Raw genomic sequence first — 14,148 nt, 5'->3', positions numbered from 1 at the left:
GTTGGCAAGACCGGGCGGGCTTGCCAGCGCACGCGCCCCGGTGTATGGCCCACGGGTCTTCGCCATGGATTTGATGAACGGCGCATTCCCTCGTGGCCCGGGGGGCGAAGATGGAACACCCCGGCCTTTGAAAGGCGCCCGCAACAGAACTGGAGTTTCCATGCCTCTCTATGAGCATGTGATGATTGCACGCCAGGATCTCTCCGGCGCGCAAGCCGAAGGGCTGGTCGAGCATTTCGGCACCGTCCTCAAGGACAATGGCGGCAACATGGTCGAGACCGAATACTGGGGTCTCAAGACCATGGCCTACAAGATCAACAAGAACCGCAAGGGCCATTACGCCTATTTCCGCACCGACGCGCCCCCGGCCGCCGTGCAGGAAATGGAACGTCTGATGCGCCTGCACGAAGACGTGATGCGCGTGATGACCGTAAAGGTCGACGCCCATGAAGAAGGCCCCTCGGCTCAGATGCAAAAGCGCGACGACCGTGAGCGCGGTGATCGTTTCGATCGTGGCGACCGGCCCGATCGTGGCGACCGCGGTGATCGTGGCGACCGGGGTGATCGTGGCGACCGCGGCGAACGCCGCGAACGTCGCTGAGAGGAAGGAATTAGATCATGGCATCAAAACCGTTTTTCCGCCGCCGCAAATCCGACCCCTTCGAGGGCGAAGGCGCGCCCAGCATCGATTACAAGGATGTGCGCCTGCTTCAGCGCTACATCTCCGAGCGCGGCAAGATCGTCCCCTCCCGCATCACCGCGGTCAGTGCAAAGAACCAGCGTAAGCTCGCAATCGCGATCAAGCGCGCCCGGTTCCTCGCCCTGCTGCCCTATTCCGTGAAGTAAGGAGACGCCCGATGGAAGTCATCTTGCTCGAACGCGTGGCCAAACTGGGCCAGATGGGCGAGGTCGTGAACGTCAAGGACGGATACGCCCGCAACTATCTGCTGCCCCAGAAAAAAGCGCTGCGCGCCAATGATGCGAACCGCAAGGCCTACGAGGCGCAAAAGGCGCACCTCGAAGCCCGCAATCTGGAAACCCGGAAAGAAGCCGAACAGCTGGCCGCCCGTCTCAATGGTCAGCGTTTCGTCATCATCCGCTCTGCCTCCGACGCCGGCGCGCTTTATGGCTCTGTCACCACCCGTGACGCGGCCGAAGCCTCGACTGCGGCCGGCATCTCGATCGATCGCCAGCAAGTTCAATTGCTGCGCCCGATCAAGGAACTTGGCCTGCACACTGTTCGTGTGGTGCTGCACCCCGAGGTGACGCTTGATATCGTCCTGAACGTGGCACGCTCGGTCCAGGAAGCCGAGCTTCAGGCCGCTGGCAAGACCATTCAGGAACTTGCCGCCGAACAGGAAGCTGCCGCAGAATTCGAGATCGCCGAACTCTTTGACGATATCGGCGGTGCTGCCTCCGACGACGACGAAGGCGCCGCCTCCAAGGCGTGAATAACCCGCGGCCATATTGGCGTGGCTGTTGAAAATCATGGGCCGCATCCTCGGATGCGGCCCTTGTCTTGTCAGCACGACAAGGGCCTTGGCCACAAGATCAGCACGCGCTGCGCCGGTCTGTGACCTGTGGCCAGCTTGGGATGAGCAGCGCTCATGAGGCTAAAAGGATTCAAGTGTCAGTTGCGCCTCGCAGCCTTCGGGCCGATAGGACCCGACCCAGACGGCATATGACCCATCCAACGGGTCGGACAGGCTCAGCGACGCGGTGCGCCCCACCCCGCTGTCATCGTCGAAAAACCATTGCCCGGACGGATCACGCAACAACAAGACCGTGTCGCACTCGGCATATGACCGCAGATGCAGCCGCCGATACCGCCGCATGCGCGTCAGATCAAAGACCATATCGGGCGCCTGACGCACATAGCCCCAGCCCATGGCGCCACAATCCGTCAGGGCAATGTGCCCCCCCGCCTCCACGCGGAACCGTTCCGGTGACCAAAGATTGCGCCCTGTAAAGCGATACTGTTCCGCCGCCATGGCGTCACCATCAGGACAGGCCAAGGCCACACCGGTCGGTGCAAACCCCAAGAACATGCAAACAAGGATGGCGGCGCGGGTCATATCCACAGCCTGCAGCAAGACGATTAACAAATCACAAAGCCCTCGCATGCCCGGCAAGCTGCGGCGGTGGCCATGGGCGGGCCTGCATGATCCGCGTTGACGCGTGATCCCAGACATCGCCATCCCCACCGCAAGCGCCGCGCGTCTTGGGACCATCGGGGGAACCTGCCAAAGAAAAAGGGCGGCCCCACGGGACCGCCCTTAAGGTCTTGCCCAAAGGGGCCGGGATCATTCGACTTCGAGCGCGTCCACTGCGGCTTTCAATTCATCCTTGCCGATGGATTTTTCGGTGACGTCGGCCAATTCCACAATGAAATCGATAACCTTATCCTCGAACAGCGGCGCGCGGATCTGTTGCTGAGCCGCTTGATTTTGCTGGATGAATTCGAAAAAAGCGCGCTCCTGACCCGGATACTGGCGCGCTTGCATCATGATCGCTTGCGTCATCTCGGCATCAGTCACCTTGACTTCGTTCTTCTGGCCCAGCTCAGCAAGCAACAGGCCCAGCTTCACGCGGCGTTCAGCCAGCTTCAGATGCTCTTCGCTTGGCGTGATCTCGGCGTGATCATGGCCATGCACATCGGGGTTTTCTTCGTGCCACAGCTGGTGGGCAATCTGGCCCGCTTCGGCTGCCACAAGGCTTGGCGGCAACGCGAAACTCACCTGTGCATCCAGCTGATCGAGCAATTTGCGCTTGAGAACCTGACGCGCTGCGCCCGCATACTCGACGCCCATACGCTCGGCGATCTGACCTTTCAGCGCCTCAAGGCTTTCTGCGCCATATTTCTTGGCCAGTTCCTCGTCGATCTCGGCGGCGACGGGTTTGCGCACCTCTTTCACAGTGACATCGAACACCACCGCCTTGCCGGCCAGATGGGCCGCGCCGTACTGCTCGGGAAAGGTCACATCGATGGCTTTTTCGTCGCCTTTCTTGACGCCGACCAGCTGTTCCTCAAAGCCGGGAATGAACGACCCCGACCCCAGTACCAGCGGATAATCTTCGGCCGATCCGCCATCAAAAGCCTCGCCGTCCAGCTTGCCGACGAAGTCGATCACAACCTGATCGCCATCGGCGGACTTGCCTTTCTTCGTGTCGAAATTCTGTGCGCTTGCGGCAAGGTTCTTGAGCGCTTCGTCGATTTCGCTATCGGCAGCCTTGGCCACCAGCTTTTCGAGTTTCAGCGCCTTGTAATCCACACCCGGGATTTCGGGCAGTTTTTCGTAAGCAACCGACACAATGATATCGTCGCCCTCTTTCCAGTTCTCATTGACCATCTTGACCGCCGGCTGCATCGCAGGCCGGTCGCCACAGGTCGTCAGATGGTCTTGCAGCGCGCCATCGACGGCATCTTGCATGGCTTCGCCCAAAAGACGGGGGCCGTACTGCTTTTTCAGCAGCGCCATGGGCACCTTGCCCTTGCGAAAGCCCTTCATGGCGATCTCAGGCTGCGCCTCGATCAGCTTGTCGTTGACGCGCGCCTCCAGATCGGTCCCGGTGATGGTGATCTGATATTCGCGCTTGAGGCCCTCGGCCAAGGTCTCGGTGATCTGCATCGCATCCTCACGAAAGTCGGGGGTGGGCCGGGCCGCGTTTTGGCGGTCCGGAACACCCCAATGGCGTCAAGAAATTTGCGTTCTTCTAGGGTCGGTGGCGGGGCACTGCAAGCCCAATCCGGTCGTCCCCGGCGCTTTCGCACTGATCTTGCGGGCGGGCTTTGTGATCGGACCGAACGGCAAGGCGCAATCGCGGCCCGTCACGCTGGTGCAGGTGCCGTCAACCCCGACCGTCCGACGCAATCATAGGCCTCGAACCCCGCCCGCTTGGCATCGCGCCGCGAATAGATGTTGCGCAGATCGGCCATCCGGGGATGCGCCATTTTCTTGGCGAGCTTGCCGAGATCCAGGGCTCGGAACTCGTTCCACTCTGTCAAGATCACGACCAGATCGGCATTTTGCGCCGCCTTGTAGGGGTCATCGGTCCAGACCACGCCGGGCAACAGCGCCTCGCCTTCGCGCCGGCCTTGCGGGTCGACCACCCGCACCTTTGCCCCCCCTCCCACCAGCGCTGGCACGATGGTCAGGCTGGGGGCATCGCGCATGTCATCCGTGTTGGGCTTAAAGGTAACGCCCAGCACGGCAATCGTCTTGCCGTTGAATGATCCGTCGCACAGATCGCGCAGCTTTTCGATCATGCGGGTCTTTACCCCGTCATTCACCCGGATCACGGTTTCCACGATGGATTGCGGCACGGCGTGTTCCTGCCCGATCCGGGCAAGCGCCTGTGTATCCTTGGGAAAGCACGATCCGCCGTAACCCGGGCCCGCATGCAGGAACTTGTTGCCGATGCGCCCATCCAGCCCAATGCCCTTGGACACTTCCTTTACATCGGCGCCCACCCGTTCGCACAGCGCCGCGATCTCGTTGATAAAGGTGATCTTGGTCGCAAGAAAGGCATTGGCGGCGTATTTGATCATCTCGGCCGATTCCAGATCGGTGATCACGATCGGGAAATCCCGCAAGAACAACGGGCGATAGATTTCGGCCAACACATCGGCCGCGCGTGCGGTCTGTGCGCCCACAACCACGCGGTCGGGTTTCATGAAATCATCGATCGCCGCCCCTTCGCGCAGAAATTCGGGGTTCGATGCGACATCGAATTCCGCCTTGGGATTGGCCTTGGCCACCACCTGCTTGACGCGGGCATTGGTGCCAACGGGCACGGTCGATTTGGTCACGATCACCGCATAGCCCGTCAGCGCATGCGCCACATCCTCGGCCGCAGCCATGACATAGCTCAGATCTGCATGCCCGTCACCGCGCCGCGTGGGCGTGCCCACCGCGATGAACACCGCATCCGCCCCATCGACCGCTGCCCGCAGATCGGTGGTAAACGACAGCCGGCCCGCATCCACATTGCGCGCCATCAGCGGATCAAGCCCCGGCTCAAAGATCGGCACCTGGCCCCGGTTGAGCTTGTCGATTTTCGCAGGATCCTTGTCGACGCAGATCACATCATGCCCGAAATCGGAAAAACACACACCCGACACAAGCCCGACATACCCCGTTCCGATCATCGCTATCCGCATGAAAATCGTCCAATCGCTGGCATATACCCAAATTTGCAGATGATCTTGCCCAAAGCCGCAGGCAGAGCAAGCACGACCCGCATCGACAGTGGCTTCACAATCACAGAAAGTCACTGGCGGCAATCAAGCTTGCCCCGCCGCAGGCAATATAACGGTATCACACCCCCACTGGGCGATCGCCAGCGCGTCGGCGAAACATGCGCTCGATCACATATACCACGATCGCGGTCCCCTCGGCACCCATGGCAGCCACACCCAGAAAAATGATGACATCCACAGGCCCACCGATATCGGCCAGCCGCGAATGGGTCATCACCATCACGAACCATACCGCCAACACGGCCCCAACCGGCATGAACAGTTGCGCGATCAGGAATTGCCGCATCCCCAACGCGCGGTCGCGCACCAGCACATAGACCCATGCCGCCGTTACCAAGGCCGCTGCCGCCACCATGGCCCAGAACAGGGCTGTGCCAAACATCTCTTCCAGAACCGCGATCAAGGTTTCAAGGGTCAGCTCTTTCATGTCCGTTTTCCTTCGAGGCCCATTTACGCCGCGCCGCGCAACATCGCGTTATAGGTGGGCTTCAACGCCACCTCCTTCATCAACCAGCTGATCCACAACTCTTCGAGCGGGGCAATCAGACCAGGAAATGACGGCACGAGATTGTCGTTGTAATCGAATTCCACCAGCATCGCACGCCCGATCCGCGTGATCAGCGGGCAAGAGGTGTAGCCGTTGAAGATCTCGGTCCCCTGACGGCCCTGGATGGCGGCCACCAGATGATCCTCGACCACCGGCACCTGCCATTTGACCGATGCGGCCGTCTTGCCCTTTGGCACGCCCGCCACATCACCCACGGCCCAGATGTTGTCGTAGCGATTGTGGCGCAGCGTGGCCATGTCGCAATCGACCCAGCCCTGATCGGTCCAGCGATCTGCCCATGACAGGCCCGACTGCACCACAAATTCGGGCGCGCGCTGGGGCGGGATCACATGCAGGTAATCATAGGCCTCTTCATGCATTCCCCCATCAGGATCGCTGAAACTGGCCACGCGGCGATCGGCATCTATGCTGCGCAAGCTGCGCTGATAGGTCGTCGTAACGCCGCGATCCGCATAAAGCATCCGGACCTTTTCGGCCACGATCGGCACACCGAACAGCGCCCGCTGCGGCACGATATAGGCCAGTTCGGCCTTGCCCCGGTTTCCCGCCCGGCGCAGGCGGTCATCGAGCAGGAAGGTATGCTTGAGCGGCGCGCCCGCGCATTTCATCTCGGTCGCGGGCCGGGTCAGAACCGCCCGGCCGCCCGTCTCGACAAAGCGCGCGGCAGCGGTCCATGTGCGCGCGGCATGCTCCGGCCCGGCATAAAGCGCGCCGATGCCATTGTGTCCCACCATATCAAGGTTGAACCCCTCGATGGCGTCGTGATCAAGGATCAGCCCCGGCGCCACGATCAAAAAGTCATACTCCAGCACGGCGCCGCCCTCCGTGGCCACCGTCTGCGCCAAGGGATCGACCGCCGCCACCCGTTCGGCCACCAAAGACACGGCATCGGGCAACCAATCGGTGGTGCGGCTGACCACATAGGAGGCCGGCTTCAAACCCGCGGCCACCAAGGACAGGCCGGGCTGATACAGATGCTCGGCGCGTGGATCGATCACGGTGATCTGCGCGCCTTGCAAGCGCCGCACCAGCCGGTTGGCCATCGCCGTGCCTGCTGCGCCCGCGCCGATGATCACGATCCTTGCGCGCGTTGTGACGGTCGGCGCTGCCGCCTTGGCTGCGGGCACTGCGGCCGCGGCCCCCCCGGCCGCGGCCAAGGCCAAAAAGGCCCTGCGGCTGCCCTGAAATCTCTGCTTCATGCGCGTTTCCCCGTCTCAGGCGCTGTTCCTGTGGCCAGAGGTTTACATTCAGCCTCGATCCTCCAGATTGATCTGAATCAACACCGCCCTGCGACACAACGGCGGCACGCGGCCCAAATGCCACCCCCCCAGACAGGCCGATCCCGCCAACAGATGATGTGCGTCCACGCACGGGACACACCCGGCTGATTGCGCTAGGTCTGGCATGCACCCTATCGGAGACCGCCCCATGACCGAGACCGCATTGCGCAAGATCCAGACACAAGGCGTCCACCACATCACATTGATCGGGGCCGACCGACAAAGCTCCATCGACTTTTGGGAAGGCGTGCTGGGAATGCCCTTCGTGTTTGACCAGCCCAATCTGGACAACCCGCGCGAGGGGCATGTGTATTTCGACCCGGGCGATGGGCGGCTGATCACGGTCTTCACCAACGAAACCCGCAAACCCGACGCAAAAGCAGTCCCCGAAGGGGTCGGCTCATTGCACCACATCGCCTTCAGCGTCAGTCAGGCAAGTTTCTGGCAGGTAGCCGCCCGGCTCGATGCACGCGGGGTCAAACATTCCGGCCCGGTGGATCGCGGGTTCATGGATTCACTCTATTTCCGCGACCCCTTGGGGCTCAGGATCGAATTGGCCTCGTACCGCTTCGAACCGCCCGAAGGTCACCGCCACGCCGATGTGATGCTCGAAGCCCACAAGATCCGCGTGGCCCGCGGGGATCACCATATCGACCGCATCCATCTGGCTGATGCGATCGAAATGCTGGTGTCCCGCAGCCAAGGCTCCTTGTCAAAAGACCGCAGCGCCAAGAACCCCTATTGACCCAAAAGCAACGGCCAACGACCTGCCCGACGTCACATGCACCGGCACGCAGGATTCCTCTGGGCCTGTGACCATGGTGACGGTTTTTCCTGACCAACCTGCCATGTTCCGTAGCTTTTGTGGGTTGTAGAAGCCTCGTTCCGGACCAACACAGGGGAGGTGCCGGCGAGCTGAAACGAAAGCGTCACCTTCGCGGGCGTCACCAAGATTTACCCAATCTTGATGCCGGAATTTCCGTGCCCCGCCCGGCCGCCACAGCACCGGACGACATGTGTTTGGGCCACCTTGGAAGCATAGCAAAGAATCCCCGGTCTGCTCGTCTTCTACTGTTCATAAACCCTCAACTGGGCGTTGGTTTCCACAATGTCACCGCAAGACACGCCCATCAGAAGCGTGGTCCTCACGCTAAGTGCCATGCCACCCGTTTCGGGATCGCTTTGGTCCCACATGGTGTGACCAGTAAGATGAGAGGTGCGTAAGACACGGGAATTAGCCACCCCGCTTCGGTCCGCAATGGACAATCCTTCAAGCTGGTACAGGGGGCCTGGCGGCGCACAGGATGCCAAAACCATCACTCAGGAAATGCAAAGTAATTTCAAGGATGGTTGCATCCAACATTCCCCGATTGGCACACAGCCTGACGCCGGGATCGCCTGGATATGCTCACGGTACAAAGCGTTTTTGGCCCCGATGTGAAGCGCCACCGCGTCAAGTGGCAAGGCCATCAGGGGCGCATTGAGACGACGCGGCCCGTCTTCAGTGATGAAATCCCGGTAAAGACCAACATGGGCCCGTTGCGGGGCTGGGCGCCCAAGGGCGGTGGCCTGCCCGGGGCGGCCCCCTTCGGGCTGTGGCACAGCTCCAAGGTCAAGGCGGCTCTGCGCCATGACCGCATCAATGCGCCTTCAGTGTTAGATTGTCCCGGGAAAAAGCTCACGCACGGGATGGCCTCCTCATCGACGTGCTCGCGCAACAGGCTCTGGCGCCGCGTCGGACCCATCCTCAACCGCTTCACCCCGACGCCTGCACCAACAACCTGAAGACTGCAGCCCATGCTTTCTGGAAAACCTGAAACGCGCCAAAGGCGCTGTCGGCTCGATCGGGGTCTTGCGCCCCCCGACACACGCTTTGCCGATGGTCATGTCTGATTGCGCATCTGTGTGATCTGGGGCCCTTGGCCCGCCGGACCGGGGGCAATCCGCAAGACGGTGCGGGCGGACCGCACGACATCCCCCCGCGGCGGTCAGGCCAGCGCGATGGTGACCCGGCGATTGAGGCGGCCCTTTTTCTCGATCTTGCCCAAGACCAGCTTGCCGATTTCGCCCGTGCGCGCGACATGGGTGCCACCGCAGGGTTGCAGATCGACCTGTGTGCTGCCCGCACCGATGCGGATCAACCGAATACGCCCTGCCCCGCGCGGGGGCTGCACCGACATGGTCTTGACCAGACCCGGATTGGCATCGAGCTCTGCCTCGCTGATCCAATCCGCGCTGACCGGCAGGTCGCGGGTGACAAAGGCGTTCAGCCGCCCTTCGATCACGGCGGGATCATCGGGGCTGTCGGGCATGTCGAAATCCAGCCTGCCCTTGTCATGGCCGATGGCGCCGCCCGTGACCGGATAGGGCAGCACCACCGACAACAGATGAAGGGCGGTGTGGATGCGCATGTGACCATAGCGCAGATGCCAATCGAGCCGATGTTCCGTTTCGGCCCCGACGGGCGGCAGGATGCACGGCTCGGCCGGAACCAGGATGATGGCACCCCCATCGCCCTTGATCGTGGTGGCGATGGCAATGCGCCCCCCTTCCCAATCCAGCGTGCCGCTATCGCCGGGCTGACCACCCCCGCGCGCATAAAAAATCGTGCGATCAAGGATCAAACCGCCCTCGTCGGTCTGGGCGATCACGCGCGCGGTGGCGGATTTGCGATAGGGCTCCGCGACAAAAAGCGGTTCGGTCATGATGCAGCCTCATCCTTTTTTGGGGTCCGGCGGCGGGGTTTGGCGACACTGGCATCGGGTGGCGTGCCGCGCGCCATCAGCGCCTCGGGGTTGCGCAGCCAGATGTCACGCTGGGCAAAGGGAATTTCGACACCCTCGGCGACGAAACGTTCGGCGATGCGGTGGTTCAATTCGGTGCGCACCGCCGCCAGCTTGTTGATGTCGCGCAAGATGACGCGCATGCGAAACTCAAGACTGTCGGCGCCAAAACCCATGAAATCGACACCCGGTTCGGGGAAACGCGCCACATCGGGATGAGATCGGGCGATCTCGTGCAAGATCGTTTCGACCCGCCGCGTGTCGGTGCCATAGGCCACACCCACCGTCAGGATCACCCGACCGATGGTGTTGCCGCGCGTCCAGTTGGTGACGGTGCCCGCAATCAGATCGGCATTGGGCACGATCACATCGGTCCGATCAAAGGTCTCGATCACGGTGGAGCGCACCGAGATCGACTTGACGATGCCCATGGTGGGGCCCACCTCGATCCAGTCACCCTCGGAAATCGGCCGTTCGATCAACAAGATGATGCCCGAGACAAAGTTGTTGACCACATTCTGAAGACCAAAACCGATGCCCACCGACAAGGCACCCAGAACCACGCCCAAAGCGGTCAGGTCGATCCCCGCCGTCGTGATGGCAATAACCGCCGCCAGCGCGATGCCGACATAGCCAATGCCCGACACGACCGCGTTGCGGGCGCCGACATCAAGCTTGGTGCGCGGCAAGACCGTGCTGCGCAGCGCGCTTTGCAAGATGCGCGTGGCGACCATGCCGATGGCAAAGACCAACACCACCGCCAGAATGATGGCCGGCGTGATCCGTGTGCCGCCCAGATCGAAGCCTTCGAAAAAGCGGCTGATCGTTTCCGACAGCTGATCGGCCCGCATCCCCCAGATCAGCGCCAGAAGCGGCAAGGCCGCGACCACCAGCAACAGGTTGATCAAGACGGGCAAAAGCGCTTGGCGCGCTTCATCTTGGGTCTGACCGGACAAAAGCGCATAGATATCGCGGATCGGACCTTGCACGACCACCAAAAGCCCAAACAGGCCCAAGGTCAGCCCCGTGGGCCGCATCACCGCTTCGGCAAGGTTCAGATACCCCGCCGCAGCCAGCGCCGTGCCCAAGATTGCCACCAATCGCACGGACAATACGAAGATACGCATCATCCGCGTGGCAAATCCGCCGTCACCCTCATCGGCGGCATCGAGCATGTTCTGGCGATGCAGGCGCAACAGCCGCGTCAGCCACAAAAAGGCCATCGCAAGACCGACATAGACCGGCAACACGATGACCCCGCGCGCGGCCTCCGGCACCACATCTTGCGCGGCGATGGTTTCGGCCACCTCGCCCAACCCCAGGAACAGCCCCGCCAGCAGCGTGGCCCGCCGCAAAGGCAAGCGCAGCGCTGCCGCGACCCCAAAGGCCGCTTCCAGTTCGAGGTTGGCGGGGAACAGCCGACCAGCCAGCCACAGCGCAAGATAGACCGACACAAGCGCGGACACGCCCGCCCCCAACAAGGCAAGGCCAACCTCGCCCGACAGGTCAAGCGATGCGATGGCCACACCCAGCAGCATCAATCCCAGGATGGGAAACAGAACCTGCAACAAGGATATGGCAAAGGCCAGCACCCCGCGCCCACGCCGCGCCCCATCTTGACGCTGGAGTTGATCGGTCCAGCGCCCGACAAAGAACCGGCTGCGCAGCACCAAGAACAGGCCGATCAGGCTCAAGAGCGCAGCAAAGGGCAGCCGATCCCAGAAGCTTTGGCCGCTGCTGCGGTGGGTTTCGATCCGCGCGACAATCTCTTGCGGGATGGCCAGGACAATATCGGCCAGCCCCGCCAGCGCGGGGGGCCAGTTCAGCGGATTGACGGGGGCCAGATCGCGTTCCAGCAGGGCACGTGCCTTGCGCTCGGCCGCTATGGCGTCCAGTTCGGAAATCAGCCCATTGGCGCGGTTGAACGCCTCGACCGCGGTCACGCGTGGGACCTGTGCGCTGGCCAGTTGTGCGGCCAGCGCGACACGGCGTTCCGCAATGGCTGGCGGCTCTGTTTCCCCTTCGGCAGGGATCGGACCCAGCGCGTCGATCTGGCGTTGGATCGTGGCGATGCGCGCGGCATTTGCGTTCTGGGACGCCATGAACCGCGCCCGCCACACCACCAGCGTGGCCCTGAGATTTTCCAGAAACGAGGTCGATGCCGTCGCCGCATCGATCAGGTTCTCGGCGCGGGCGGCTTCGGTTTCCCATGCCGCATAATCGATCACCCCGGTTTCTGTTGCCGCAGGATTGGCAACGGGCGGGGCTTGAGCCACCGCAAGCGATGGCGGCAGAGCCAGCGTAAACACCAAAACAAACAGCGCGGCTACAAAAAATCGGGGCATCATACGTTCTGATAGACCTCGGGGATATCGGCGGGCGGGCGGTCCAGCCAGTCGGGGACCGGCAATCCCTTGCCGCGCAAAAACGCAGGGTTGTAGAGCTTGGATTGATAGCGCGTTCCATAATCGCACAAGATCGTGACGATGGTGTGGCCCGGCCCCATCTCGCGGGCCATGCGCACGGCGCCTGCGATGTTGACCCCCGACGATCCGCCCAGACAGATGCCTTCCTCGGCCAAGGTGTCGAAAACGATCGGCAACGCCTCGGCATCGGGGATGTTATAGGCGAAATCGGGGGCAAAGCCTTCCAGATTGGCGGTGATGCGTCCCTGCCCGATGCCCTCGGTGATCGAGGATCCCTCGGCCCGCAGATCACCCGAGGTATAAAAATTGTAAAGCGCCGCCCCATCGGGATCGGCCAGCCCGATCTTGACGCCAAGGGGCTGCAACGCCGCCGCAACGCCCGCCAGCGTTCCGCCCGAACCCACGGCACAGATGAACCCATCCACCCGGCCCTCGGTCTGGGCCCAGATCTCGGGGCCTGTCATTTCGATATGGGCCTGACGGTTGGCGATATTGTCGAACTGGTTGGCCCAGATCGCGCCATTGGGTTCGGTCTTTGCCAGCGCCTCGGCCAGACGGCCCGAATAGCGGACGTAATTGTTGGGGTTGCGATAGGGCGCGGCCGGCACCTCGATCAACTGGGCACCAGCAAGCCGGATCATGTCCTTTTTCTCCTGGCTTTGGGTGTCGGGCATGACGATCACGGTGCGATAGCCCATCGAGGCACCCACCAGCGCCAGACCGATGCCGGTATTGCCGGCCGTGCCCTCCACGATCGTGCCGCCCGGCCCCAGCAACCCGCGCGCCACGGCGTCGCGGATGATATAGAGCGCCGCGCGATCCTTGACCGATTGGCCGGGGTTCATGAATTCCGCCTTGCCCAGGATCTCACAGCCCGTCAGCGCGCTCAATTTGCGCAATCGGATCAGAGGGGTATTGCCGATGGCGGCGGCCAGATCGGAATGGATGGTCATCTTTGAGGCTCCGCCAATGCAGGGGCTTGATCGCCAAGGGATAAGCGTGCCGCCCGGAAAGCTCAACCCGATGTGCGCAATCGGTCGCGATGGATTTGCAACCACTGCATCGAAATGACCAGCGGCGCGTTGACCATATCGCCCGCCGCCAGCATCTCGCAGGCCAGATCCCACGCCACCAGATGGGACAAGATATCCTCTCCCTCGCCCTCGTGCCCGGCGATGCCCGTGACGTCATCGGGCAGATCGGCGATGGCAACATAGCTGATCAAGACCTGCGCCAAGCCGCCGGGGCTGGGGTAATAGCGCGCCACCTGATGAAGCGCGCCAAGCTGCAGCCCGGCCTCTTCCTCGGTTTCGCGACGCGCGGCAACCTCGGGGGGCTCGCCCGCATCGATCATGCCCGCGATGGGTTCCAACAACCATGGCCGCGCATCGCCATGCGCATAGGCCCCAAGGCGCAGTTGCTCGACCAGCAAGATCCGGTCCCGCACCGGATCATAAGGCAAAACCGTCACCGCATCGGCCACCCGGAACACGGCGCGGTGATGCTCGGCCGAAAGCGCCCCGTCAAAGCGGCGGTGGCGCAAGGCGAATTCCTCGACGGTGAAAAACCTGGTGTAGGGGAAACGGTGTTCGACCAGATCGACGGCGTCGCGTGCGGGGTTCACACCCACCAGACCGGGCCGCTGCCAGCGCCGGGCCGATACCATCGCCTGCGCGCGCGCCGCAATCATCCAGACGCGGTGGGCAACCTCATGGGGCGGGGCGCTGTCCAATTGGCGCATCGTCTCGGTTGCACTCAGCGCCTCCAGCTCGCCCCAATCGCGCACCCAATCGGCCAGCGACCATGGCTCATGGGACGCGCCGTCGGCTTC

14 protein-coding genes are annotated in these 14,148 nt (G+C 62.4%); 5 read left to right on the top strand and 9 right to left on the bottom strand.

The annotated features are described in order from the left end of the window. The first annotated feature begins 160 nt into the window (after positions 1-160). From rpsF to rplI, 3 genes are read left to right on the top strand one after another with little or no spacing between them, the layout of a single operon-like run. Complete coding sequence (gene rpsF, locus Q0094_RS12000; RefSeq protein ID WP_297619786.1) at positions 161-601, top strand: 30S ribosomal protein S6; 441 nt, start codon at positions 161-163, stop codon at positions 599-601. Positions 602-618: 17 nt separating this feature from the next. Next, positions 619-846 carry a 30S ribosomal protein S18 gene (rpsR, locus tag Q0094_RS11995; RefSeq protein ID WP_297619784.1) on the top strand — a complete coding sequence of 76 codons (228 nt, stop codon included), beginning with the start codon at positions 619-621 and terminating at the stop codon, positions 844-846. Between the two features lie 11 nt (positions 847-857). After that, entirely contained in the window at positions 858-1,451 is a 594-nt protein-coding gene (gene rplI / locus Q0094_RS11990; RefSeq protein ID WP_297619779.1) for a 50S ribosomal protein L9, read from the top strand. A 162-nt stretch (positions 1,452-1,613) separates the two neighbouring features. Here rplI and Q0094_RS11985 read toward each other — a convergent pair whose 3' ends face one another. The 5 genes from Q0094_RS11985 to Q0094_RS11965 form a co-directional block, all read right to left on the bottom strand. Further along, the gene (locus Q0094_RS11985; RefSeq protein ID WP_297619776.1) at positions 1,614-2,075 is read right to left on the bottom strand and encodes a hypothetical protein; all 462 of its coding nucleotides are present in this window, start codon (positions 2,073-2,075) and stop codon (positions 1,614-1,616) included. Between the two features lie 228 nt (positions 2,076-2,303). Beyond that, positions 2,304-3,629, bottom strand: a complete 1,326-nt coding sequence (gene tig, locus Q0094_RS11980) for a trigger factor (RefSeq protein ID WP_297619773.1) — start codon at positions 3,627-3,629, stop codon at positions 2,304-2,306. A gap of 200 nt (positions 3,630-3,829) precedes the next feature. Then, positions 3,830-5,161, bottom strand: coding sequence for a UDP-glucose/GDP-mannose dehydrogenase family protein (locus Q0094_RS11975; protein WP_297619770.1), 1,332 nt, complete (start codon positions 5,159-5,161; stop codon positions 3,830-3,832). Positions 5,162-5,318: 157 nt separating this feature from the next. Further along, complete coding sequence (locus tag Q0094_RS11970) at positions 5,319-5,687, bottom strand: DUF5368 domain-containing protein (protein ID WP_297619767.1); 369 nt, start codon at positions 5,685-5,687, stop codon at positions 5,319-5,321. A gap of 23 nt (positions 5,688-5,710) precedes the next feature. Further along, the gene (locus Q0094_RS11965) at positions 5,711-7,027 is read right to left on the bottom strand and encodes an FAD/NAD(P)-binding oxidoreductase (RefSeq protein ID WP_297619764.1); all 1,317 of its coding nucleotides are present in this window, start codon (positions 7,025-7,027) and stop codon (positions 5,711-5,713) included. Between the two features lie 244 nt (positions 7,028-7,271). Here Q0094_RS11965 and Q0094_RS11960 point away from each other — a divergent pair, with 244 nt between their 5' ends. Together Q0094_RS11960 and Q0094_RS11955 are read left to right on the top strand one after the other, a co-directional pair. Continuing rightward, entirely contained in the window at positions 7,272-7,853 is a 582-nt protein-coding gene (locus Q0094_RS11960; protein WP_297619848.1) for a VOC family protein, read from the top strand. A 659-nt stretch (positions 7,854-8,512) separates the two neighbouring features. Then, positions 8,513-8,893, top strand: coding sequence for a hypothetical protein (locus Q0094_RS11955; protein ID WP_297619761.1), 381 nt, complete (start codon positions 8,513-8,515; stop codon positions 8,891-8,893). 203 nt (positions 8,894-9,096) lie between these two features. On the opposite strand, the gene Q0094_RS11950 is transcribed toward Q0094_RS11955, so the two are convergent. The 4 genes from Q0094_RS11950 to Q0094_RS11935 form a co-directional block, all read right to left on the bottom strand. Then, entirely contained in the window at positions 9,097-9,813 is a 717-nt protein-coding gene (locus tag Q0094_RS11950; RefSeq protein WP_297619758.1) for an alanyl-tRNA editing protein, read from the bottom strand. Beyond that, entirely contained in the window at positions 9,810-12,200 is a 2,391-nt protein-coding gene (locus Q0094_RS11945) for a DUF3772 domain-containing protein (protein ID WP_297619755.1), read from the bottom strand. Before Q0094_RS11945 ends, Q0094_RS11950 begins: the two co-directional genes overlap by 4 nt. A 35-nt stretch (positions 12,201-12,235) precedes the next feature. Then, the gene (locus Q0094_RS11940; RefSeq protein ID WP_297619753.1) at positions 12,236-13,270 is read right to left on the bottom strand and encodes a cysteine synthase A; all 1,035 of its coding nucleotides are present in this window, start codon (positions 13,268-13,270) and stop codon (positions 12,236-12,238) included. A gap of 62 nt (positions 13,271-13,332) precedes the next feature. Continuing rightward, on the bottom strand, positions 13,333-14,148 hold an 816-nt coding region (locus tag Q0094_RS11935; RefSeq protein WP_297619750.1), incomplete at its 5' end, for an NUDIX domain-containing protein.

The organism is uncultured Roseicyclus sp., from assembly GCF_937892565.1.
Lineage (GTDB): Bacteria > Pseudomonadota > Alphaproteobacteria > Rhodobacterales > Rhodobacteraceae > Roseicyclus.
The sequence above is the reverse complement of the archived record's forward strand: the minus strand, read 5'-3'. Positions and strand labels throughout refer to the sequence as shown.